We start from the raw sequence: 22659 nt of genomic DNA on the forward strand, positions 1-22659 counted from the left end.
AAAATACATATAAAAAACCAAGCAAACGTTTAAATTTCAATTTTATAATTGACTATTAAATTTACATCACGATAATACGCGCCGTTTGCCTGAAAATCAGGTGCTATAATTTAATATTTCAATGTGCGGAGGCAATAATGGCTGGAGACAATAACTACAGTCTTGGACCAGTTCCCAACACGGCCAGAAAAGGCGTGGCGTCACTAACCATGGTGATGTTAGGACTCACTTTTTTCTCCGCAAGTATGTGGACAGGGGGTTCTCTCGGTACTGGGCTCTCCTTTAATGATTTTTTCCTCGCTGTTCTCATCGGTAACCTAATCCTCGGTATTTACACTTCTTTCCTCGGTTACATCGGCGCTTCTACTGGTCTCTCTACCCACCTTCTTGCTCGTTTCTCTTTTGGTTCTAAAGGCTCTTGGCTTCCTTCCGCTCTTCTTGGCGGTACTCAAGTTGGGTGGTTTGGAGTTGGTGTCGCCATGTTTGCGATTCCGGTGCATAAAGCAACGGGCATCGATACCAACACGTTGATCCTTGTATCCGGTTTGCTCATGACCGCGACCGTTTACTTTGGCATCTCCGCACTGATGGTGTTGTCAGCAATTGCCGTTCCTGCCATTGCGCTACTTGGCGGCTACTCTGTCATCGAGGCAGTAAATAGCGTTGGTGGTATTGGCGAACTACAACAAGTTCAACCAACCGAGCCACTCGATTTTTCAATAGCTCTCGCGATGGTTGTCGGCTCTTTTGTCAGTGCTGGTACATTAACGGCGGATTTCGTGCGCTTTGGTAAAAAGCCGCGCAGCGCCGTGATGATCACCATGGTGGCATTTTTCATCGGTAACTCGTTAATGTTTATCTTTGGCGCGGCAGGTGCGTCGGTGACGGGTCAATCAGACATCTCTGAAGTGATGATCGCGCAAGGTCTTCTTATTCCAGCTATCATCGTTCTTGGCTTGAACATCTGGACGACCAACGACAACGCGCTCTACGCATCAGGTCTTGGATTTTCCAACATCACAGGCTTACCAAGTAAATACATCTCGATGGCGAACGGTCTTGTTGGCACACTTTGCGCTCTCTGGCTCTACAATAACTTTGTTGGCTGGCTGACCTTCTTATCTTTGGCAATTCCACCGATTGGCGGTGTGATCATCGCTGACTTCTTCACGAACCGTAAACGCTACGCAAACTTTGAAGCCGCCCAATTCCAAAACGTTAACTGGGCTGGCATTATCGCTGTCGTGATTGGCGTTGGTGCGGGACACTTCCTGCCTGGCGTAGTGCCGATTAACGCTGTACTTGGCGGCGCAATTAGCTTCCTGATTCTTAATCCTATTCTTAACAAAAAAGCACTGGCTACACAGCCAGCGTAAGGAACCATCATGACAACACTACTGATCAAAAACGTAACGCTAAAAGGACAAGAAGGTCTGCAGCAAATTTTGATTGAAGATGGTCAATTCAAGCGCATTGAAAGCAACGATGTGGAGCTTAGTCATAACGGTGACATCATCGATGCTGAAGGTGGTATGGCGGTTGCGCCTTTCTGCGAGCCACACATTCACTTAGATACAACTCAAACCGCAGGCGAGCCTAGCTGGAACATCTCTGGCACATTGTTTGAGGGTATTGAACGTTGGGCTGAGCGCAAAGAAATGCTGTCGATTAAAGACGTGAAAGCGCGCGCAAAACAAACCTTAAAATGGCAGATAGCAAACGGCGTACAACACGTTCGTACCCACGTCGATGTTTCAGACCCTACCCTAATTGCCCTAAAAGCGATGGTAGAAGTGCGTGAAGAGATGAAAGAGTGGGTAGATATCCAAATCGTCGCCTTCCCGCAGGAAGGAATTCTCTCTTACCCAAATGGCAAAGAGCTGCTAGAAGAAGCCGTCAAATTAGGTGCGGACGTGATTGGCGCGATTCCACACTTTGAATTCACACGCGAATATGGCATTGAATCGCTGCACTACGTGTTCGAATTAGCGCAAAAATACGACCGTCTGATCGACGTGCATTGTGATGAAATCGATGACGAACAATCTCGCTTCGTTGAAACACTGGCAGCATTAGCGCACAAGTTTGATATGGGGAATAAAGTCACGGCCAGTCACACCACAGCGATGGGTTCCTACAACGGTGCATACGCATCTCGCCTGTTCCGTTTATTACGCATGTCCGGTATCAACTTCGTGGCAAATCCATTGGTGAACATTCACTTACAAGGCCGTTTTGATGATTACCCAAAACGTCGCGGCGTAACACGAGTGAAAGAGATGCTGAATGCCAACATCAACGTCTGCTTTGGACACGATGATGTATTTGACCCTTGGTACCCACTAGGCACTGCAAACATGCTGCAAGTGCTGCATATGGGTCTGCACGTGTGCCAGGTGATGGGTTACGACCAAATCAACAACTCACTGGATCTGATCAGCACCAATTCAGCACGTACACTGAACATTCAAGATAAGCACGGCATAGAAGAAGGCAAACCTGGTAGTTTACTGATTCTTCCCGCAGAAAATGGTTTTGACGCAGTACGTCGCCAAGTGCCGGTTCGTTACTCTGTTCGTCACGGTAAAGTGATTGCAGAAACACAGCCTGCGACGACTCATATTCATCTTGAACAAGCAGAGCAAGTAACGTTCAAACGCTAAAAAGATCGGCGAAACGAGCAAGGCCTGACGACATCGTCAGGCCTTTTTTCTACTGGTAAACATCACTGCTCGCTCTGTCTATTCTTGTCTCATAAACCGCTGAACACATTGAAAGGCCATATAAAACGGCTCAGTACCAAACGTTGCACAAGGTTCTGGTGGCTGAATCTCAATTACACCATCGCACTTGGAAATTATTCTAAGCGTTGGGCATACTTCTGACTTCATTTTAGTTGTAGATATGAACCATGACGTCATTAAACCAGATAGAACTGCAATTTTTGGAATTTATGCAGCAAGAGATGCAAGTAGATGCAGCTCATGATCTTAAACACGTAAAACGCGTGGTCAAAACAGCGAAACAGCTCTGCAAAGAAGAAAATGCAGACATCGCGATTGTATTACCGGCTGCCTATTTGCATGATTGCTTTACTTACCCGAAAGATCACCCAAATCGCAAAGAGAGCTCAATCATCGCAGCCAAAAAAGCGGTCGCATTTTTAGAGAGTATCGATTATCCGCAGCAATATCATGATGCCATTGCTCATGCGATAGAGGCACACAGCTTTAGCGCAAACATCAGGCCAAATACGTTGGAAGCTAAAATCGTCCAAGATGCCGACCGTCTGGACGCTTTAGGCGCAATTGGCGTGACGCGATGCATTCAAGTCAGCACTCAATTTAACGCGCAACTTTACAACGACAGCGATATATTTGCCGAAGAACGTGAACTTAACGATAAACAATTCACTCTGGATCACTTTCAAACCAAGTTATTCAAAATCGCTGAAACCATGAACACAGAGTCAGCAAGACGCGAAGCGCAAAAACGCAAAACCTTTATGCAAACGTACCTAGAGCAGTTACACGACGAGGTAACAGCGTAAATGTCAGAAAGCTATACGTTAATTAAAGAGCTTAAACGCCAACTAAAGTTAGCTGGGCTGCATTATGCCGATGTTGCACAACACCTTGATTTAAGTGAAGGAAGCGTCAAACGTTTACTCGCTGAAGGTCAACACATTAGTCTTGAACGCTTAGAACGCATTTGCCAATTGATTGGTTTAGAAATGGCGGAACTGTTTAAGCTTGCGGCTGCGCACAATAAAGGTCTAGAGTCGCTAACGTTAGAGCAAGAAAAGCAGTTGGTTAACGATAAAGCCCTGCTACTCGTGGCAATCTGTGTTGTAAATGGCTATCAGTTTGAACAAATCGTTCAGCAATACACCTTCAATGAGTTGGAACTGGTGCAAAAGCTTGCTCATTTGGATCGTCTGAACATCATCAACTTGCAGCCAAATAACAAAATTCGTTTGCGTATATCTCCGACATTTAAGTGGCAGATGGGCGGCCCTATTCAACGGTTCTTCCAACAGCAAGTTCAAGACGCCTTTTTCCAAAGCTACTTTTCTGGTGAAGATGAAAAGTTCTCCATGGCAACAGGATTGATGAGTGTACCAACCAACAAGAAGCTACAACAGAAACTGCAAAAGGTCATCGATGAGTTTTATCAGGCTTGCCAAAGTGATAGCTCTCTCGATATGGACGAAAAACACGGCACCTCTCTGATTATTGCGATGCGTCGCTGGACGTTCCCTTTATTTGAACCATGGGAAAGAAAACTCACCAATAAGTCTCGCAATTAGTAACTCAATAAACAAATGGAAATAAAAGTAACGAATTTCGTTACTTTTGGTGGCATACAACGTCACTTGAAAGAGAAAGCTGGTTTAATCGTTCATTGAGCATAAAGTGCTCCCATCTCATTCGACTTTGTTTAATCGGGGCCCGTATGTTTTTCTCAAAACGCTTTTTTCCTTACTTTGTGACGCAATGCCTTGGCGCACTCAATGACAACATCTACAAAAACGTTCTGTTATTGATGGTGACATACAGCCAAATTGATAACCTACCAATATCCGTCAATCTATTCGTTAATTTGGCGGCAGGCTTATTCATCCTACCTTTCTTTCTATTCTCAGCGCATGCTGGTGCCGTCGCTGACAGCATGGACAAAGCCAAATTAATCCGACGTCTAAAGCTCATCGAGCTGGCTATCATGTCTTGCGCAGCAACCGCTATTGCCACCCAAAGTGCCATGCTGATGCTGGTTCTGCTGTTTATGACAGGCACTCAATCGGCCTATTTTGGTCCCGTGAAATACGCCTTGCTACCACAAGCGCTCAAACCAAATGAGCTTGTTAAAGGAAATGCTTGGGTTGAAATGGGCACGTTTCTTTCGATTCTTATAGGTACGCTTAGCGCAGGCCTGCTGCTAGCCATTCCTAATGGTACCTTGATTGCTTCTTGTACCGTGATTGCCTTGTCTTTGCTTGGGTTCATGAGCAGCGTGAATATTCCAGCGATGCCTAGCCAATCAAATGACAAAGCGAAATTTGAACCGATTTCTGGTTTAAAGAACACGTTAAAAGTGGCAAAAAAGCAGAGAGGCATTTGGATGTCTATTCTAGCCATCAGTTGGTTTTGGTTCATGGGTGCGACTTACCTAACTCAATTCCCTAACTTCGCACGCGAACATTTGTTCGCAGATAGCACTGTCGTTTCTTTACTGTTGGCATTGTTTTCCATTGGTATCGCTACAGGCTCTTGGTTGTGTGAAAAACTTTCTTTCAACCACGTTGAGCTTGGTATTTTGCCATTCGGTATCCTTGGTCTGACAGTCTTTGGCGTCGACTTGCTATGGGCAGTCCCAAGTTATCTATCACTTCCGGTGCACTTTTATGATGTGCAAAACTTCGTTGCTGAATCAAAACATCTACGCGTCATGATTGACCTGTTCCTTGTTGGTGTAAGCGGCGGTATCTTTATTGTTCCTCTTTATGCGTTCATCCAATCGCGTTCAAACAAAGGGGAGTGTGCACGTGCCATTGCTGCTAACAACATCATGAATGCGTTGTTTATGGTGGTGTCTGCTTTGGTTTCGATCGTTGTACTCAGCGTACTGGAGCTTTCTATTGTGGAACTGTTTGCCATGATGGCAATAGGTAACTTCTTCGTGGCGATCTATGTCTATCGCCAAGTACCGGAATTTACACAACGCTTTATCAGTTATTTACTCAGCCATTGTATGTATCGTGTGTACGTAAAGGGGCGCCAACATATTCCTGAACAAGGTGCTGCGTTAATCGTGGCTAACCATGTTAGCTATGTCGATGCATTGATTTTGATGGGAACCTCTACTCGCCCGGTTCGTTTTGTGATGGACAAGTCCATCAGCGAGCTACCTGTTCTTAAATATGTATTCCGTCATGCCGGTGTTATCCCGATCTGTTCTCCACGTAAGTGTGCCGACACTTACCGACGAGCATTTGAACAGATTGAACAAGCACTTAACGACGGTGAGGTTGTCTGTATCTTCCCTGAGGGTCGTTTAACGTCTAACGGTCAATTGGGTGAGTTTCGCCCAGGTGTAGAAAAAATCCTTGAACGTAACCCTGTTCCTGTCATCCCTATGGCGTTAAAAGGGCTTTGGGGTTCTTTTTTCAGCCACAAAGGCGGACATGCTCTCACAAAACGACCGACTCGTTTTTGGTCAAAAGTGGATGTTGTTATCGGTGAAGTGTTAAGTCCTGCGTCTTTAAATCGTCATCAATTACAACAACAAGTACAGGATTTACTGGGCTGAGTCGCTTGCTATACCGATCAAACTTTGCAGCAAAACGTAAATATGCACCACAAAGGGCAAGTAGTTCTTTGTTAATTAGAGTAGGATATCTACAACGTCATAAATCTAGGAGGTATTATGAAAATCATCATCTTACATGGTCTTTATATGCATGGGCTGGTCATGCAGCCTCTTAGCCAAAAGCTGAGAAAACTCGGATACGAAACGCAAGTACTCAGCTATAACACTGTTGCTATCGATGAGTCTTCACTGTTTGATTCTATTGATCATTCGCTTAATCCACTGACCACAAACGTGCTCGTGGGACACAGCTTGGGAGGCTTGATGATTAAGCGCTATCTCGCCAACAGAAAACCGAGCACTAACTTAATCTCTCATGTTGTCGCTATCGGTTCGCCTCTGAAAGGCGCGTCCATTGTAGGTCGAATTCAAGATCTCGGATTGGGTGCAATTTTAGGCAATTCGCCACACCACGGATTAAACAAACATGATGACGCTTGGGATTTCCCTCAAAAACTCGGCAGTATCGCAGGAACGATGCCGATTGGCGCTCGCCCATTGTTGATCCGTAATGACAACACCATGTCGGACGGTACCGTTACCGTAGAAGAGACAAGACTGGACGGTATGCAAGATCATATCGAAGTGAAGCAAACGCATACGAGCCTGATTTACAACACCTTCGTGCCGCAGCAGATTGATCACTTTATTCGCACAGATTATTTCCGTCGATAGCACACTTTTCCATCATACAGATGGAATCGACTTTCCAAGCTATTCAGTTCGCAGTACTATCCTAGCTCCACTTCTTCACAACTTGGATGAAGTGGTACATTTTTAATTGTTCTCAGGGCGGGGCGAAATTCCCCACCGGCGGTATACTTTTTCAAGTGAGCCCGCGAGCGCTCGATTCGTCGAGGTCAGCAGATCTGGTGAGATGCCAGAGCCGACGGTTATAGTCCGGATGAAAGAGAATAAGAATACACCAGCATAGCGAGTCAGATCGCTAAGAATGCTGGTGCACTTCTTTTTGATCGTATTTTACGGCGATCTCTCATACCGCCCTGATTCTGGTGAAATTTAGGAGTTAACCATGAATCAGTCATCACTACTTGCCGAATTCGGCGACCCAATTACTCGCGTTGAAAACGCACTTATCGCTTTAAAAGAAGGCCGTGGCGTACTGCTTCTTGATGATGAAGATCGCGAAAACGAAGGCGATATCATTTATTCAGTCGAGCACCTCACTAACGAGCAAATGGCATTGATGATCCGCGAATGTAGCGGCATCGTTTGTTTGTGCTTAACAGATGCTCAAGCAGACAAACTGGAACTGCCTCCAATGGTGGTAAACAACAACAGCGCAAACCAAACCGCATTCACGGTTTCTATTGAAGCGAAAGTTGGTGTAACAACGGGTGTTTCAGCAGCAGACCGCGTAACGACCATTAAAACGGCGGCAAACCCGCACGCAAAACCGGAAGATCTTGCTCGCCCGGGTCACGTATTCCCTCTGCGCGCACGTCCAGGTGGTGTAATGACTCGCCGTGGTCACACAGAAGGTACGATTGATCTGATGCAAATGGCAGGGCTTCAACCCGCTGGCGTACTGTGTGAAGTGACCAATCCAGATGGCACGATGGCAAAGGCACCGGAGATCGTAGCATTCGGTCGCCTGCACAACATGCCGGTACTGACGATTGAAGACATGGTAATGTACCTGAACCAGTTCGAGTTGAAACTGGCATAGTCAGATCTCAGCTCTTGAAAAAAGCCGCGCATTTGTGCGGCTTTTTTGATCGATCCTCTTTGCACTTGAGTAGTTATACTTATTGAAAACAAGGGGAACAACACCATGAAAGGATTACTGAAACTCGCCGCTCTCGTTAGCTTTCTCTCCATGAATTCGCTTGCTCTTGCATCTGAGTGCCCTGATATTCTTCAAGGTAAGCAAAGGTTGTTAAACTCAACGGAAGAAGTCGATCTATGCGAAAGCTTTAAGGGAAAGACACTACTAGTCGTCAATACAGCAAGTCAGTGCGGCTTCACTCCTCAGTTCGAACAGTTAGAAACCCTCTATCAAACTTACAAAGACCAAAACTTCACCGTTATCGGTTTCCCGAGCAATGACTTTCGACAAGATAGAGGAAGCGAAACAAACACAGCGAAAGTCTGTTATCTCGATTACGGGGTAACCTTTCCAATGATGGCTCGCTCTTCAGTATTAGGTGTAGATGCGAACCCAGTCTTCAACCAGATTACTAACCAAGCAGGCATAAAACCAAAATGGAACTTCTACAAGTTTCTAATTAGCTCTGAAGGTAAAGTTATTGCTACTTTTCCAAGCTCCACATCACCGACAAGTACTACGCTTACCAATATGATAGAGCAACAATTATAAGGTGACGACCATGACAACACGCTCAACCATGCTACAACTCGGTTACTTAGGCTTGGTTCCATTTGTGTTTAGTTTAGGGCTGATTTTCACTGACATCTCACTCTTCAATTTAAGTGGTCAGCAATTTTTCATCGCATATAGCGCCGTTATATTAAGTTTTTTATCCGGCATCCTTTGGGGTAATGGCATTGAGCATTACTACCATCGCCTTAGCCGAAATGTATTAATTCTCAGCAACCTTTTTGTCTTACTGGCTTGGGGCGCATTACTGCAGGGCCACAAACATTACGCAGTCGCAACCCTACTATTAGCAATTGGGTACCTTGCTGTTTGGTATGCAGAAAAGCTCGTGAGGAAAGTCGAACAAGACGCCGAACCCAAGGGATATCAAGGAATGAGGAGCAAACTGACCTTCGGCGTAATCGTAATGCACGGATTGGCTTTAGTTTCATAACCTGGTCTGTCCAGTACTAAGATCACAAAAAAACGTCTTTTTATAAAACAATGTTCATTTCGTGAATGCACACATATTTTGAACACTGTTTTGTTTCATTTATGAATCAATCCACATATAAGTAATTCAAAGCATTCACAAAGGATATGAATATGTTTTTTCGCAAACTTTTGTTTAGCACTGCGATGATCAATGCAACGACAGGTTGCGTGTCTTACCAGGCACAACAAGCCGCCGCTCAAACAGTAAATAATACAGGCGCTGTGCTTACCAATGTGATTAAAACCACGATTGCTCAGCCATGTAATGTTGCAATCACTGCTGCTAGCTTGTTTTATCCGCATGCCATATTTATGACTAGTGTTCCGACTCAAGCATGTACAAGCGTTCTTAGATAATACGAAAGTGATAAGCATAAAAAATGGCGACTCTACCGTCGCCATTTTTAAGCATCAATGCTATTTACAGTTACAGCGTCAATAAGTAATTAACTAATTGATTGTACTCGTCGTAAGTACGAATTTCGTTGGCCAAAACAATGTATTTATTGTTCACAACCACACCCGGAACCCCTCTTAACGTGCTGGCAGAGAATTGCTTATCAAAACCTTTCTGCATTGAGTTTACGGCGAAACTGTTGTACGCCGCATCAAACTTCTTACCTTCTACGCCATTATCAACGAAGAGTTGTTTCAGCTCAGCTTCGTCTTTTGGCGCTTGTCGCTTTTGATGAATTTGGGCAAACATGGCAGGAATCATTGTATCTTCAACTCCTAGCGACACCATCGTCGCGTAGGACTTGGCCATCGGAATCGCCATATCTCCGCCCATGAACCCCACATGCACCTTTTCAAACTTTGCCTCTTTTGGCAGAGCAGGTTTTAAACGCTCAATAAGCGACTCAAACTTGTAGCAATGTGGGCAATAAAAAGAAAAGAATTCCGTCACAACAGGTTTCGATGCTTTCTTTACATCCAGAACTTTGTAGTGCTTCCCTTCTTCAAATTGCGCTGCATGAGCGGTAAAAGTCAGTAAAAGTGCACTACATAAGGCAAGTAGTTTTTTCATTGTTTATTTCCTTGTGGCATTCAAATGCCAAATCATTTCATTTGGTAAAAAGGGGTAAACCCCAAGTAATTTGAGATGAGGAATTAAACAATCGGAGGACGATAAAGCTTGGTGATCACTGTCACTACTTTTTCGACTAGAGGCCTACCAATCAAGGCAAGGCTATAAGGAAGAAGCAGTAAGTCGTTTTGAGATAAGTTGGCGGGAATTTTGACCATGCAGGAAGAGCTACAACTCGTGTGAGATTGTTGTGCCTTATTGATGGCTGACTCATCGTGATGTGATTCTACGCAGTCGTCATTGACGCCAAGTTGTTTGTGTAGAGCAGCCTGTTGAACAATAAGATCGCGTACTTCAATTGTTTTCATCGGAACGGAAGCCTGCGCCACAGGAGCGACACTACTCAAAAGCATAGCAACTAAGCAAACTATCGCAGTCAACAATGTACGGTTAAACTTCAACATAGCTACATCAAGGAAAATGGTGATTTAAGATAATACATGATAACGGTTTGACTTCAAGATACGGACTCTCGGCTCGCTAACAAACTCTGTTCTTTGACCATTTTAGGCTAGTGAATTTTCTCTCTAACGCTCCCTCAGTACACGAAACCAGCACAACGAACTATTCACCGTTCGGATACTCCCCTCATCAGATACCAGCAACAATTCGATAAAACTTGAAATCATTATGAAACACGAGTAATAGTTAGAACAGTTTTTGTACGAACAAGGAAAGATCAATGCTTAAAAAGAGATTCTTTAAGACAAAAGATGAAGTCGAAGTCACGTTCGAGCTAGATAAAGATCAGTGGGACTCTGTCCAAATTGCTGGAGACTTCAACAACTGGCAGCCAGAACCGATGAAATTAGTGAAGAAAAGTCGTCAGTTTAAATTTAAAACCCGCTTACCTAAAGCGCAGAATGTTCAGTTCCGTTACTTGCTCGATGACGCGAAGTGGGAAAATGACCCACAAGCTGATGCTTACGTTCCAAATGCATTTGGCAGCGACAACAGCGTCGTGTGTACCACCGAATAAGCGGTAATTTCGCTTTAAGATTCCATACCTAGGCGCAAACGTTGCGCCTTTTTGCATCTCTCTAAATGTGATAGGTGATTAGATTTAAATCATTAATTGGCAATTTTATCCAGTTAACTCATCCGATAACCTTATTCTGAGAAAGCTTTATTTGAAATAATTCGTAAATTTGTTTAAGTTCCATTGATATTAAATATTGTATACATCACTTAAATGAACGCACAACAAATCAAACCATCTCTAATCATTGTGGAAGACGATCCCAAATTACAAACTATGTTGGGTGAGTATTTTGTTGAACAAGGTTTTCAGGTCAAATGTATCGACAATGGGACGGACGCACCTAATGCGATTATTGACACACAACCAGACGTGGTGCTGTTAGATTTGATGCTACCCGGGCAAGATGGTCTGAGTGTATGTCGTCAAATCCGAGAATGCTACAAAGGCAAAGTGTTGATGCTGACAGCAAGTGATGATGACTTCGATCATGTCGCCGCATTAGAAATAGGCGCAGATGACTTTGTTACTAAACCCATCAAACCTCGCGTATTACTGGCTCGTATTCGCATGCTATTAAGAAGAAAAGAGGCGGCGCCTACCGAGTCCGAAAACGGCCTACAAATTGGTGTTCTGTGTTTAAACCGATTGCGTAAATCGTGCGTAATGAACCAAGAAGAAATTGCGCTGACAGACGGCGAGTTCGATTTGTTGTGGGTTCTTGCTACGCATGCTGAAAAAACACTATCACGTGAGTGGCTGACCAAAACACTACGTGGTATTGAATACGATGGAACAGACCGCACCATTGATAATCGCATAGTGACACTGAGAAAGAAGCTAGGCGATGCTTCTTGCTCACCACAAAAAATCATTACCGTTCGCGGCAAAGGCTACCTATTTATGCCTGATGCATGGAATGAATAATGAGACGGATTTATCTGGAAAGCTTTGTTGGCCTTATCATTCTGTTTATGGCTAGCTTGTGGGGATACGAGTTCTTAGTTTATGAGATAAACACAGATTATGACTACCTATTACAAGAGCATGAGGGTCAAGCTTTTCACGATCTGATCTACCCTATCTATAAAGAACACGGATTAGAATATACTCAACAACAGTTGGAACAATTTGCCACATCAAGCCATCGTTTGTTGGTGCCTCATACGCTTGAAGAGCTTCCAACAGACATCAAAAAGGCGTTTGAAAGTGATACCTCCGTTAACGTCGCTTACGATGAAGAAAGGGATATCTGGTTCCGCCTAGATGCGAGCACGCCTATCTTTAAAATGAGCGATAATCCGAATAGTCCTGTGGTTAAAGCAGCCAACTTTGATGACAATATCGTTTGGTTGTTCTTTTTAGCTGGATTTGCTCTGTATTGCATATTGTTGATCTGGTTCTTAAGCCGTCGGATTCGAGAGCTAGAGAGAGTGACCGTTGAGTTTGCCTCAGGTAACTTCAAGGCTCGAGCTAGTACCTCAAGCGCTAAGTCTGTTGGGACGTTAAACAAAAGCTTTAACACGATGGCCGATAAAGTATCTCGCTTGATCACTAGCAATAAAATGCTAACTAACGCCGTTGCACATGAATTGCGTACCCCAATCTTCCGCTTACAATGGCAAGCAGATTTGTTATCGGATTCAACCTTAACTGAACAACAGAAAAAGTATGTTTACAGTATCGTCGAAGACATTGACGAGATGGAAGAAATGGTTGAAGAATTGCTTTACTACGCAAAGATGGAGCGTCCTGACACAGCATTACAAACTCAAGAAGAAGTCGTCCTATTCAACTTAGTCAAAGAGTTACGACAGAGATGGCAAAAAGAGACTACGCTCGCTATCTCGCTTCAAGAAGTAAACTCAGAAAACGTTCTCGCGTTTGCTGACCCAAAATTGTTAAAGCGAGCCTTAGATAACTTGCTGCGCAATGCAATGCGGTACGCAGATAAGCAGATTTTAGTAGAGATAAAACACGATCAGCACCGCTGCTTCATCAATGTTCATGATGATGGCATAGGTATTGAAGAAAAGCATTGGCCTCATCTATTCGAACCATTTTACAGCGCGGATGAATCTCGCAACAAAAAGACGAGCGGGTTTGGGCTCGGTTTGGCGATTGTCAGACAGATAATGGAGCTTCAACGTGGAGAAGTTTCGATTTGCCATAGCCCACTTGGAGGAGCTTGCTTCACACTTAGCCTCAAAAAATCAGACAGTTAACTTAACCTTCCTACCCCGTTTACAGAAGACGACACTTCAATACACTCAAGCGACAGAGCCCAACAATAAAACAGTGTACATTTAATCCATAAGATTCACACACTAAATGGATAGTACTCATGTATAAATCTTTTATCCTGATTATGGCGCTTACTTCTACGCTTACAGCTTGCGCCTACAACCAAAAACCTGTCGTCGACATGACCAATGTCGACCCTAGTACATATGAACAAGACTTTCTTTACTGCCAAGGCTATGCAGAAAATGTCGACAAATCAGAGGCAGCGAAATCTGAAGCCACTAATGGGGCAGTTACAGGCGCATTGATCGGCGCAGCTGCTGGTGCGCTAGAAGACGGATTAGGTGGAGTGGCTGTCGGTGCTGCTGCCGGCGGTGCTGTAGGAGCTGGAGCTGGTGCTTTGAGTGGAACAAATGATTCAACCAAAACTCAATCTCTCGTATTGCGTAAATGCCTCCAGCACAAAGGCTATACCGTCTACGATCTTGATTAAATAAGCACTTTTCTTAAATTATCGCGCGATGGATTCTATTCACAAATGTTTCACGCTGTAACGATTAATCTCGTTACCTCTCTGGGATATGTGTTCCATCCCAATGCTTAAATAGTAAGGTCATATTTTGAAGCCAGGTAAAACAGGTATACGCCGTGTCATGGATGCGACCGGCTATTCATTTCAAGGATTGAAAGCCGCATGGACACACGAAGCCGCTTTTAGACAAGAATTGATTCTCGCCTTGGTGCTTTCCGTCTGTGCTTTTTTCCTTCCTGTCACCACATACGAAAGAGTGCTGATGATCAGTAGCCTGTTCTTGGTATTGATCGTCGAACTCATTAATTCCGCCGTAGAAGCGGTTGTCGACCGTGTTAGCGATGACTGGCACGAGCTCAGTGGTAGAGCCAAAGATATTGGCTCAGCAGCAGTATTTGTTGCGTTAACTCTTGCCCTTTTTATTTGGGCTTCGTTCTTGCTCTAATTTTTATTCAAGACACTCATTATGAAGACACATGATTTACAACAGAGAGGTATCTCTTACGTTACCTTTACTTTCCTGTTGGCGCTGTATTTCGCTCTCGTCGTAAATATCCCTATTTATAAAGAACTGATCGGCATCTTTACACACTTAGATAATGTCAAGATTGGATTTATTATCACAATACCAATTTTCTTTCTTGCCGCGCTCAATTTCCTTTTTAATTTATTTAGTTGGCCTTGGATCGGCAAGCCGTTCTTTATAATTTTAATCATTGTTTCAAGTATGGTGAGCTACGCAAGCTATAACTATGGCACACTTTTCGATTCTGGAATGATTGCCAATATTGTTGAAACCGATTCGAGCGAGGCGAGTTCTTACCTGAGTGCTCACTCTGTAATTTGGACGCTGATTATGGGAGTTATCCCAGCGATAATTGTCTTTAAGGTCAAGCTGCAATCTCAACGTCACCAATTACTGTACTTCTCTGTTACCAAATTAGTATCGATGCTGTCGTCGCTAGCTGTCATCGCCGTCATTGCCAGCGTGTACTATCAAGACTACGCATCTGTAGGGCGCAACAATAGCCACCTAAAAAAAATCATCATACCCACCCAGTTCGTTTACAGCGCGACCGGGTATGTGAAGGAGAAATATTTCACCACGCCAGAGCCATATCGAGAAATCGGCACAGATGCAAAGCAGTCAGATAGCGCCGTACAGCAAGCACAGCACAAACCAACACTACTGGTTTTTGTCGTAGGAGAAACCGCTAGAACGCAGAACTACCAACTCAATGGCTATACACGAGAGACAAACCCTTATACTAGTAAATTGGATGTTATCTCATTTCAAGACGTCGCATCTTGTGGCACCGCGACTGCTGTATCTGTGCCTTGTATGTTTTCACAGCTCACGCGAAACGAGTTTGAACGCACCAAAGCGGATAACCAGGACAATGCTCTCGATATAATGCTGCGCGCTGGGGTTGACCTCATTTGGAAAGAAAATGACGGTGGGGATAAAGAAGTAGCCCACAAGATCAAGAAGATTGAAGTGGATCGAAAGCAAGTAAGCCCTATGTGTAATGGCCAAACTTGTTACGACATGGCGCTATTAGATCATTTTGATCAGGAAGTCGCGGATATGCACGGTAACCGAGTGGTCGCCATGCACCTTATAGGAAGCCACGGTCCGACCTACTTTCAGCGTTACCCAAGAGACAACGCCTTCTTTAAACCAGACTGTCCACGTGCAGATATCGAAAACTGTAGCATCGAACAAATAGTGAACACATATGACAATACAATACGCTACACCGATCTTGTATTGGCAGAAACCATCAAAAAACTTAAAGCGTTAGAGTCTGAGTATAATACCGCGCTAATTTACATATCGGATCACGGTGAGTCACTAGGCGAAAACGGATTGTTCTTACATGGTATGCCTTATGGCCTTGCACCAGATTTCCAAAAACGTGTTCCTTTGATTATGTGGCTGTCTTCGGGCTTTAAACAAGCGAAGCAGATCAATACCGACTGTTTGTATAAACAAGCACAGAATGCAGGCCAATACTCACATGATAACGTGTTCCACTCTTTATTAGGCATTATGGATGTACAAACTCAAGCCTACGATAGCAAGTTAGATATATTCAAAGCCTGCCGAGCCGTTTCCTAAATCATTCAATAAAGCCTGGCTCAAAGTGTGAATCAGGCTTTTTCTAACAAGGTATTTAAACTCATCGCCGCGCCAAGCGTTATACTGACAGTCCGCGATCCATACATCGAGATAAGGACTAGGATGAAAATTGGTATTATTGGTCTAGGGGATATCGCTCAGAAAGCATACCTTCCTGTTATCACTCAGCTTCCAAATATCGAACTTGTATTTTGTACCCGCAACCCAAACACACTTGAGAGCCTGGCTAAGCAGTATCGAATCTCAGAGATCTGCCAAGACTACCAGCAACTTCTGCACTTTGGCGTCGATGCCGTCATGATTCATGCGGCAACAAGCGTACACCCTCAAATAGCGGCATTTTTTCTGCAGCATGGAATTCCAACCTTTGTCGACAAACCATTAGCGAATAGTGCTGATGACGTGGAAAAGCTGTACGACATTGCCGAAAAAGAGAGACAGCCACTCTATGTGGGCTTTAACCGTCGTCACATTCCACTTTACAACCAACATATGCCACAAGTGCAGCAAGGCAACATATCTGACTTAAAGTCGCTACGCTGGGAAAAGAACCGTCACCAACTACCGGGGGATGTTCGTACCTTTATATTTGATGATTTTATTCACCCATTAGACAGCGTTAACGTCACAGCCAAAGCCGATCTAAAAGATGCTTATGTAACTCATCAACTTGAAGGTGGTCAGTTGGCGCGTTTAGATATTCAGTGGCAACATGGAGATACTTTGCTCCACGCCTCGATGAATCGCCACTTCGGTATCACTACAGAGCGCGTTCAAGCTTGTTATGCAAACAAGGCAGTTGAGTTCGACTCCTTCGTTGAAGGCAAACTATGGCAAGCTAACCAAGAGCAAAAAATCAATTTGAAAGACTGGACGCCAATGCTGACGAGTAAAGGTTTCCATTCGATGTTGCTCGATTGGTTTGGCGTCGTTGAGTCTGGAAATATTGCTGATGAAGTAGTAACACGCAACATTGCTAGCCATCGATTGGCAGAGCAAATTTGTCAATATCTCGAGAAAGTTGTCTCTAGATAATGCGATTCTTGGCTATATGCTTGATTGAGTATTACGCTCTATACTAAAAAGACTTGCCTTAAGGAAGGCATTCATTCTCTGTTAAGACTACGGCGATTATTCTATCAATCAGGTGAATGAGGGCACAAAAGCACACATCGACAAAACAGACGGTTTAGATTTGTTTTACGGTGCTCTCAGGTATCTGAATCATCACATTCAAGAATAAAGGAAATAGAATGAGAACACTTGGTAACATCATTTGGTTTGTATTTGGTGGCGTATTTATGGGGTTGCTATGGTGGTTTTTTGGTATTTTGGCCTTTATTAGCATCATCGGAATACCTTGGGGGCGTGCGTGTATCGTTATGGGTAATTTTTCCTTTTTCCCATTCGGTAAAGAGGCCATCTCACGCGATGAATTGACCAATGAAATGGACATTGGCACGAGTCCGCTCGGCGTTATTGGTAACGTCCTTTGGTTTGTATTTGCAGGCCTTTGGTTAGCTATCGGTCACGTACTTTCTGCCGCAGCATGCTTTGTCACCATAATCGGCATTCCGTTTGCGCTCCAACACCTCAAGCTAGCGGTTATTTCACTCGCACCAATTGGTAAAACGGTTGTATCGTCAGAAGAAGCTGCAATGGCTCGATACAACATCAATCGTTAGCAAAAAGCTAATGCGCTTTCTATCCTCTGGGCAGTCATGCTCAGAGGGTAACGCCCGTCAAAAGTAAGCCTATAATCGCTATCGCATATTCAATAATGGCTGATTGTATATTCATACCGTCACCTTTACGTTGAAGTTTATCCTAGCTCAGCACTGCTTTACTTTTATAATTAATTAATACGCCCAATCGAGTTCAAGATGCTAGACTCATAGCGTCGTCACTGACTCAAACTCCAAGAACGACGTAACGAAAAAGCGAGCTATCCTATGCTCGAAATATGGATTCTTTCCCCCTCGAAGTAGAGTTCAACAACAAAAAGACGAACTATAATCATAGCCAAAATTAATGCTTTTCGACCTAAAATATCTCACATCAATCAAAGAAAGCTTCTAAGATTTTCTCTTTTTGAGTAAATATAGAGAGTTACAGTAGCGAAATTCTTCTCGGTAAAACTCCCCACTCAATCTCATGATCAGTTTTTTTAAAAAACAACAAAAATTCGTTGTTATCTAGAGTAATTATTTTATTTGTCGCAGAGCAATTCCATCAATATCATTTGCGACATCGGAGTGCTAGAGCATTGAACTTTTTAGCATTTATCACAGGTATAGAACGTAAAAAACCTTTTATTACTTATTTTTCTTTTTACATATGTTCTAACTCAACGTCTATTCAGACAGGAATATACCGTGGATAAATATCAAGCAGCTTATGCTAAGCGTCTAGAGAAACTAAATGGGGATCCATCTCCTAAAACGATAGCCCGCCTTTCGGCTTGGGATGCGTTTTTTAACAAGGAGTACGAGCTCCAAGACTTGGAATACCAGCTATCGGACGCTGCGCACCAGCACTATGAACAGTCGCATGCGAAGAGCGACATTAGCTTCAAAGAATTCAAACGAGCGTTCTATAATGAATCCATCAAAATTTACAATTTAACTGATGGCGCTTCTATCCAGAAAGTATTCACCCCATTACTTTTGCTTACAACGCTCTGGATAGTGTTTGTATGCCTATTTAACAAGTGATCATCAAACTATTCCAACAACGATCAGTATGGGACTACAGGTATGGCTCTATGTAAGGGGGCTAATTCGCTCGGTCTCCTTCACTAAATTAGCGACTCAATTACCCGCAATTCCATAGGCTAAAAGTGACAAGGGCATCCGTTGATGCCCTTTTTATTCAAAGGAACGCAACCTAGACCTTTGGCCCACTTGGGTATAAAACCATTATGCGTTAAGCTGCACGCTATTATCCGATTGATAAAGAGTGGAGCGAAGTGATGGAAAAAGTAGGCTCTCGAGCATTGATTGTCGAAGGTGGAGCCATGCGAGGCGTATTTTCATGCGGCATACTCGATCATTTTCTTGCTAGCGAGTTCTCTCCATTTGATAGCTTTTGGGGAGTGTCTGCGGGTGCTAGCAACTTGGCTGCCTACTTAGCTAAAATGCCCGGACGTAACTTAAAAATCTACCTCGATTACAGCTTAAGAAAAGAATTTATCTCTCCATCTCAACTTCTACGTGGTGGTGATATGATGAACTTAGACTGGATGTGGAATGTCACCCTCGAAGAACTTGGCATCGATAAATCTGCGCTCAAAGCTGATTCACGACCTTTCTTTTTAGGCGTGACGCGTCAAGACAATGGGCAAGCGGAGTACCACCTTCCTGATGTCGACGACTTGGCAGAAACAATGAAAGCCAGCAGCGCACTGCCTGTACTTTACCGAAATGGCGTATCACTGAACGGAATTCAATACGTTGATGGTGGCGTCTCAGACGCACTTCCTGTTGCAGAAGCAATAAAGCGAGGAGCCAAAAAGATTATGGTTTTACGCAGTCAGCCCGCAAGCTATCAAAAGCCAAGAGGAAGATTCAGCGCCCTAACTAAGAGGATGTTGAAAGAAACGCCCGGATTAATTGAACCGATGTTGACACGTGAAGTTCGCTACAATCAGACCTTAGCGCTGATCAACAACCCTCCACCTGGTATCGAAATCATTCAAGTGTGTCCTCCTGAAACATTCAAGTTGAAACGGCTGAGTCGATCGCCAGCACCACTGCGTCATGCTTATGAGTTAGGAATTGAAGCAGGAAAGGAAGCCATCATACGCTGGAGTCAGAAGTAGAAAAAAGCCACGTGGATTAAACGTGGCTAACGCAAATTCGATGGCAGTGGATTATCGTATTTGCTTCTGGTCGAGCCCAATATTCAGGCTCAAAACTGTTTTAATTTGCTCGCTAACTGAAAAAGCGAGTAGGCTGTCAAAACTAGTAAGTTTCAAATAACCCAGAGTTGTAGTCTTGGATAGCTTGTTCTATCTGTTCCATGCTATTCATGACAAAAGGGCCATAATGCACCACGGGTTCATTAATTGGCTCACCAATAAAGATCAGTGCACCACTCTCTTTTTCGGCCTGCAATTCAACCCATTCACCTTTCGATAAAATGGCCATTTCGCCTTGATTGATCTCACGACCTTTTAATTGAATACGACCTTTATAGACATAGAGCATCATGTTGTTGTCTTGCTCCGTGTTCAAATTCAAAGCTTGACCACCCATCGCTCTCCAATCGGCTACCGTGGCAGCAACACCTGTCTCTGTTAGCGGCCCCTGAATTCGTTCGTTGTTTATAGTCATATGACCCGCAATCAAACGTACAACCCCCGTATTCGGAGTATCAAACTCAGTGATCGTTTCAGGTTGAAAGTCATGATATTGAGCTGGCTGCATCTTATTTTTCGCAGGCTGGTTAATCCAAATTTGGAAACCATGCAATTCGCCTTCCTTCATAATAGGCATTTCGCTATGGATGACGCCTCTTCCTGCCGCCATCCACTGTGCACCACCGGAACGAAGCTCACCAACATTATCCATATGATCACGATGCTGGAAATGACCTTTCAACATATAAGTAAGCGTCTCAATACCGCGGTGCGGATGCGGAGGGAAACCGCCGATATAGTCAGCGCGGTCTTCTGATTTGAGTTCATCCATCATCAAAAATGGAGAAAAGCTAGCATGATTGAAACCCGCTACACGGCGAATTTTCACTCCATCACCATCAGCAGTAGGTTGCGCAGGAATAAGCTGACGAATTTCTCTGAATGTACTCATACTAGTTCTCCTAGTTTATCTTTGTGACCGCTTGCAAGTCGCATGTTCAATCTATGGCTATCGATAATGTTCTATTTTAGGTTGATGAGCTAAAATTATGAGCCATACTATTCGTTCTACTTATTCAACTTTTTCGAACAATACAATTTATCGAGTTAATAATGAGCACATTTAATTTATCTAAAATAAATGTAGCTATTTTCTAAACAAGGTGTATAGTGTGCCTTGGCTCTTAGAAGAGAGCTGTTAATGCAACATTTAGTTTAAGTTTCCTCTCAGTAAAATCTTGAATCCCCAATTCAGACACCTGCGTACAACTTCCTCTTGATTGAACATTCAATAGCTTAGAAAAGATCCACAAAACAAATCATAATTTTAATGTTTAATTCAAAGGTATTTTTATGTCTAAAGTAACTGGTTCAGTAAAATGGTTTAACGAAACTAAAGGCTTCGGTTTTCTATCTCAAGACAACGGCGGCCAAGATGTATTCGTACACTTTAACGCTATCGTTTCTGACGGTTTCAAAACACTGACTGAAGGTCAGAAAGTAAGCTTCAATGTAGAGCAAGGTAAAAAAGGTCCTCAAGCGACTGAAGTAACTCCTCTATAAGACTGCTTTTCTTGGTGTAGCATGCCCATGCTGCACCAAACCTCTCTCCTTCAAAAATATTCTTTCATCAATCACTCAGCCTAATTTTAGGCATTGCTTTGTGCTATCTAAAATAAACTGAATAGTACTGCTTAATTTATTATTTATAGGAAAAATCATGTCCTCAAAAAGAACTGGCCGTCAAAGGCATTGGTATCAATTACTTAACAAAGAGAAAATCACTAAAAAACAGGAGAATAAATGTTAGAAATTGAATTTAATTTAGAACAACCTCAAACCTCTTGGAACGCTAAAATACATCAATTAAATGGTGATATTTTACGAAGGCACGTATTACCGAAACTTCTTTCTCATAGCTTCATGATCGATTTTGAATATTGTGAGAAAACGCAATCTGGAACTATTCTCTGTGATTCAGGTTCAAAGTTAGGAAGTTTTACTGTTAACTGATTCAGTTTTCATGCATTAATGGATAATGCAACTAATTTGGAAGGTATCCAATGGCTAGAAAAAGTAAGAAGCAGTCAGAAAAAGACAAAAAAGAGTCTGAACAAAACGCGGCGGCGGTAAAGCAGAAAACTCGACGCCGCATAGAAGACATTATGGAACAAAGAGAATTTGATAAGTTATTCGATCTATAAATGCTCTCTAGTGCTTTCTCTGCCTTTATCGTTGTGCAAGGTACCGCCACCTACCTTTGCTCAAACGAATCTCCACTCTTTTAGACTACTCTTCTAATTAAACGTGCCTCTCACACACGCAAAAACAACTGGCTCCTCTATACTCAAGTGACTTGCAAATAGTCGTTTCGCTCACAGGAAAACCCGTGACTAATGACAGTTAGGTTATTTGCGTATAGCCAAAGCGATATTTTTGCGTATAATCCCTCTCGTTTGCTTCGTATAACCCCAATGATATGGTTTGGGGGTCTCTACCAGTTCCCGCAAAGTGCTGATTACGAAGAGTTGAGATCATCGTGGGTCTTACTCTTTGTGATAGCGTTCGATTTATTTCTATCTATACCTATTCTTAGAGTAACTGCATCCA

At 43.3% G+C, this 22659-nt stretch carries 26 protein-coding genes and 2 riboswitches; of the genes, 23 read left to right on the forward strand and 3 right to left on the reverse strand.

The annotated features are described in order from the left end of the window. The first annotated feature begins 137 nt into the window (after window positions 1-137). The 10 genes from codB (at window position 138) to R7P74_RS13825 (ending at window position 9562) form a co-directional block, all read left to right on the forward strand. Entirely contained in the window at window positions 138-1376 is a 1239-nt protein-coding gene (gene codB, locus R7P74_RS13780) for a cytosine permease (RefSeq protein ID WP_047101164.1), read from the forward strand. A gap of 9 nt (window positions 1377-1385) precedes the next feature. Beyond that, on the forward strand, window positions 1386-2663 hold the full coding sequence (locus R7P74_RS13785; protein WP_238952745.1) for a cytosine deaminase: 1278 nt from the start codon (window positions 1386-1388) through the stop codon (window positions 2661-2663). A 248-nt stretch (window positions 2664-2911) separates the two neighbouring features. Continuing rightward, window positions 2912-3550 (forward strand): HD domain-containing protein, encoded by a 639-nt coding sequence (locus tag R7P74_RS13790; protein ID WP_238952746.1) that lies wholly within the window; start codon window positions 2912-2914, stop codon window positions 3548-3550. Beyond that, window positions 3551-4309 (forward strand): helix-turn-helix domain-containing protein, encoded by a 759-nt coding sequence (locus R7P74_RS13795; protein WP_047102733.1) that lies wholly within the window; start codon window positions 3551-3553, stop codon window positions 4307-4309. A gap of 146 nt (window positions 4310-4455) precedes the next feature. Continuing rightward, window positions 4456-6309 carry an MFS transporter gene (locus R7P74_RS13800; protein WP_238952747.1) on the forward strand — a complete coding sequence of 618 codons (1854 nt, stop codon included), beginning with the start codon at window positions 4456-4458 and terminating at the stop codon, window positions 6307-6309. A gap of 117 nt (window positions 6310-6426) precedes the next feature. Then, window positions 6427-7044 (forward strand): hypothetical protein, encoded by a 618-nt coding sequence (locus R7P74_RS13805; RefSeq protein WP_005373653.1) that lies wholly within the window; start codon window positions 6427-6429, stop codon window positions 7042-7044. A 104-nt stretch (window positions 7045-7148) separates the two neighbouring features. Continuing rightward, window positions 7149-7289: riboswitch (FMN riboswitch) on the forward strand. A 113-nt stretch (window positions 7290-7402) separates the two neighbouring features. Next, window positions 7403-8059, forward strand: coding sequence for a 3,4-dihydroxy-2-butanone-4-phosphate synthase (ribB, locus tag R7P74_RS13810; protein WP_005373655.1), 657 nt, complete (start codon window positions 7403-7405; stop codon window positions 8057-8059). Between the two features lie 105 nt (window positions 8060-8164). After that, on the forward strand, window positions 8165-8710 hold the full coding sequence (locus tag R7P74_RS13815; protein WP_033906358.1) for a glutathione peroxidase: 546 nt from the start codon (window positions 8165-8167) through the stop codon (window positions 8708-8710). A 10-nt stretch (window positions 8711-8720) separates the two neighbouring features. Further along, window positions 8721-9164 (forward strand): DUF3429 domain-containing protein, encoded by a 444-nt coding sequence (locus R7P74_RS13820; protein ID WP_017819861.1) that lies wholly within the window; start codon window positions 8721-8723, stop codon window positions 9162-9164. Between the two features lie 152 nt (window positions 9165-9316). Then, the gene (locus R7P74_RS13825; protein ID WP_005373664.1) at window positions 9317-9562 is read left to right on the forward strand and encodes a hypothetical protein; all 246 of its coding nucleotides are present in this window, start codon (window positions 9317-9319) and stop codon (window positions 9560-9562) included. Between the two features lie 70 nt (window positions 9563-9632). On the opposite strand, the gene R7P74_RS13830 is transcribed toward R7P74_RS13825, so the two are convergent. Next, window positions 9633-10232, reverse strand: a complete 600-nt coding sequence (locus R7P74_RS13830) for a thiol:disulfide interchange protein DsbA/DsbL (protein ID WP_005373667.1) — start codon at window positions 10230-10232, stop codon at window positions 9633-9635. Between the two features lie 83 nt (window positions 10233-10315). Next, entirely contained in the window at window positions 10316-10696 is a 381-nt protein-coding gene (locus R7P74_RS13835; RefSeq protein ID WP_238952748.1) for a hypothetical protein, read from the reverse strand. A 278-nt stretch (window positions 10697-10974) separates the two neighbouring features. On the opposite strand from R7P74_RS13835, the gene R7P74_RS13840 reads away from it, so the two are divergent. The 10 genes from R7P74_RS13840 to R7P74_RS13885 all read left to right on the forward strand — a co-directional run bounded on the left by R7P74_RS13840 (window position 10975) and on the right by R7P74_RS13885 (window position 20010). Then, complete coding sequence (locus R7P74_RS13840) at window positions 10975-11271, forward strand: isoamylase early set domain-containing protein (RefSeq protein ID WP_005373671.1); 297 nt, start codon at window positions 10975-10977, stop codon at window positions 11269-11271. Between the two features lie 213 nt (window positions 11272-11484). Next, on the forward strand, window positions 11485-12198 hold the full coding sequence (locus tag R7P74_RS13845; RefSeq protein WP_005373673.1) for a response regulator: 714 nt from the start codon (window positions 11485-11487) through the stop codon (window positions 12196-12198). Further along, a complete protein-coding gene (locus tag R7P74_RS13850) occupies window positions 12198-13496 on the forward strand; it encodes an ATP-binding protein (protein ID WP_005373675.1) in 1299 nt (432 codons plus the stop codon). The genes R7P74_RS13845 and R7P74_RS13850 overlap by 1 nt, the downstream gene beginning before the upstream one ends. Window positions 13497-13615: 119 nt before the next feature. After that, window positions 13616-14008, forward strand: coding sequence for a glycine zipper family protein (locus R7P74_RS13855; protein WP_248486491.1), 393 nt, complete (start codon window positions 13616-13618; stop codon window positions 14006-14008). A 127-nt stretch (window positions 14009-14135) separates the two neighbouring features. Further along, on the forward strand, window positions 14136-14492 hold the full coding sequence (locus tag R7P74_RS13860) for a diacylglycerol kinase (RefSeq protein WP_017635149.1): 357 nt from the start codon (window positions 14136-14138) through the stop codon (window positions 14490-14492). A 21-nt stretch (window positions 14493-14513) separates the two neighbouring features. Then, window positions 14514-16169 (forward strand): phosphoethanolamine transferase, encoded by a 1656-nt coding sequence (locus R7P74_RS13865; RefSeq protein WP_239939187.1) that lies wholly within the window; start codon window positions 14514-14516, stop codon window positions 16167-16169. Between the two features lie 123 nt (window positions 16170-16292). Next, entirely contained in the window at window positions 16293-17225 is a 933-nt protein-coding gene (locus R7P74_RS13870; RefSeq protein ID WP_115386524.1) for a Gfo/Idh/MocA family protein, read from the forward strand. A 218-nt stretch (window positions 17226-17443) separates the two neighbouring features. Next, window positions 17444-17875 carry a YccF domain-containing protein gene (locus R7P74_RS13875; RefSeq protein ID WP_005373685.1) on the forward strand — a complete coding sequence of 144 codons (432 nt, stop codon included), beginning with the start codon at window positions 17444-17446 and terminating at the stop codon, window positions 17873-17875. A gap of 690 nt (window positions 17876-18565) precedes the next feature. After that, window positions 18566-18904, forward strand: a complete 339-nt coding sequence (locus R7P74_RS13880; RefSeq protein WP_017635147.1) for a hypothetical protein — start codon at window positions 18566-18568, stop codon at window positions 18902-18904. A 257-nt stretch (window positions 18905-19161) separates the two neighbouring features. Next, window positions 19162-20010, forward strand: coding sequence for a patatin-like phospholipase family protein (locus R7P74_RS13885; RefSeq protein ID WP_054577745.1), 849 nt, complete (start codon window positions 19162-19164; stop codon window positions 20008-20010). 142 nt (window positions 20011-20152) lie between these two features. Here the strand turns inward: R7P74_RS13885 and R7P74_RS13890 are convergent, their stop codons facing one another. Further along, window positions 20153-21001 carry a pirin family protein gene (locus R7P74_RS13890; RefSeq protein WP_318122919.1) on the reverse strand — a complete coding sequence of 283 codons (849 nt, stop codon included), beginning with the start codon at window positions 20999-21001 and terminating at the stop codon, window positions 20153-20155. A gap of 401 nt (window positions 21002-21402) precedes the next feature. Here R7P74_RS13890 and cspE point away from each other — a divergent pair, with 401 nt between their 5' ends. From cspE to R7P74_RS13905, 3 genes are all read left to right on the forward strand, one after another. Continuing rightward, window positions 21403-21612 carry a transcription antiterminator/RNA stability regulator CspE gene (cspE, locus tag R7P74_RS13895; RefSeq protein WP_005373691.1) on the forward strand — a complete coding sequence of 70 codons (210 nt, stop codon included), beginning with the start codon at window positions 21403-21405 and terminating at the stop codon, window positions 21610-21612. A 240-nt stretch (window positions 21613-21852) separates the two neighbouring features. After that, entirely contained in the window at window positions 21853-22062 is a 210-nt protein-coding gene (locus R7P74_RS13900) for a hypothetical protein (protein ID WP_005373692.1), read from the forward strand. A 50-nt stretch (window positions 22063-22112) separates the two neighbouring features. Beyond that, window positions 22113-22253, forward strand: coding sequence for a PA3496 family putative envelope integrity protein (locus tag R7P74_RS13905; protein WP_017633782.1), 141 nt, complete (start codon window positions 22113-22115; stop codon window positions 22251-22253). A gap of 237 nt (window positions 22254-22490) precedes the next feature. Further along, a riboswitch (purine riboswitch) is annotated at window positions 22491-22590 on the forward strand. The last annotated feature ends 69 nt before the right edge of the window (window positions 22591-22659 follow it).

The organism is Vibrio sp. 2033 (assembly GCF_033339735.1).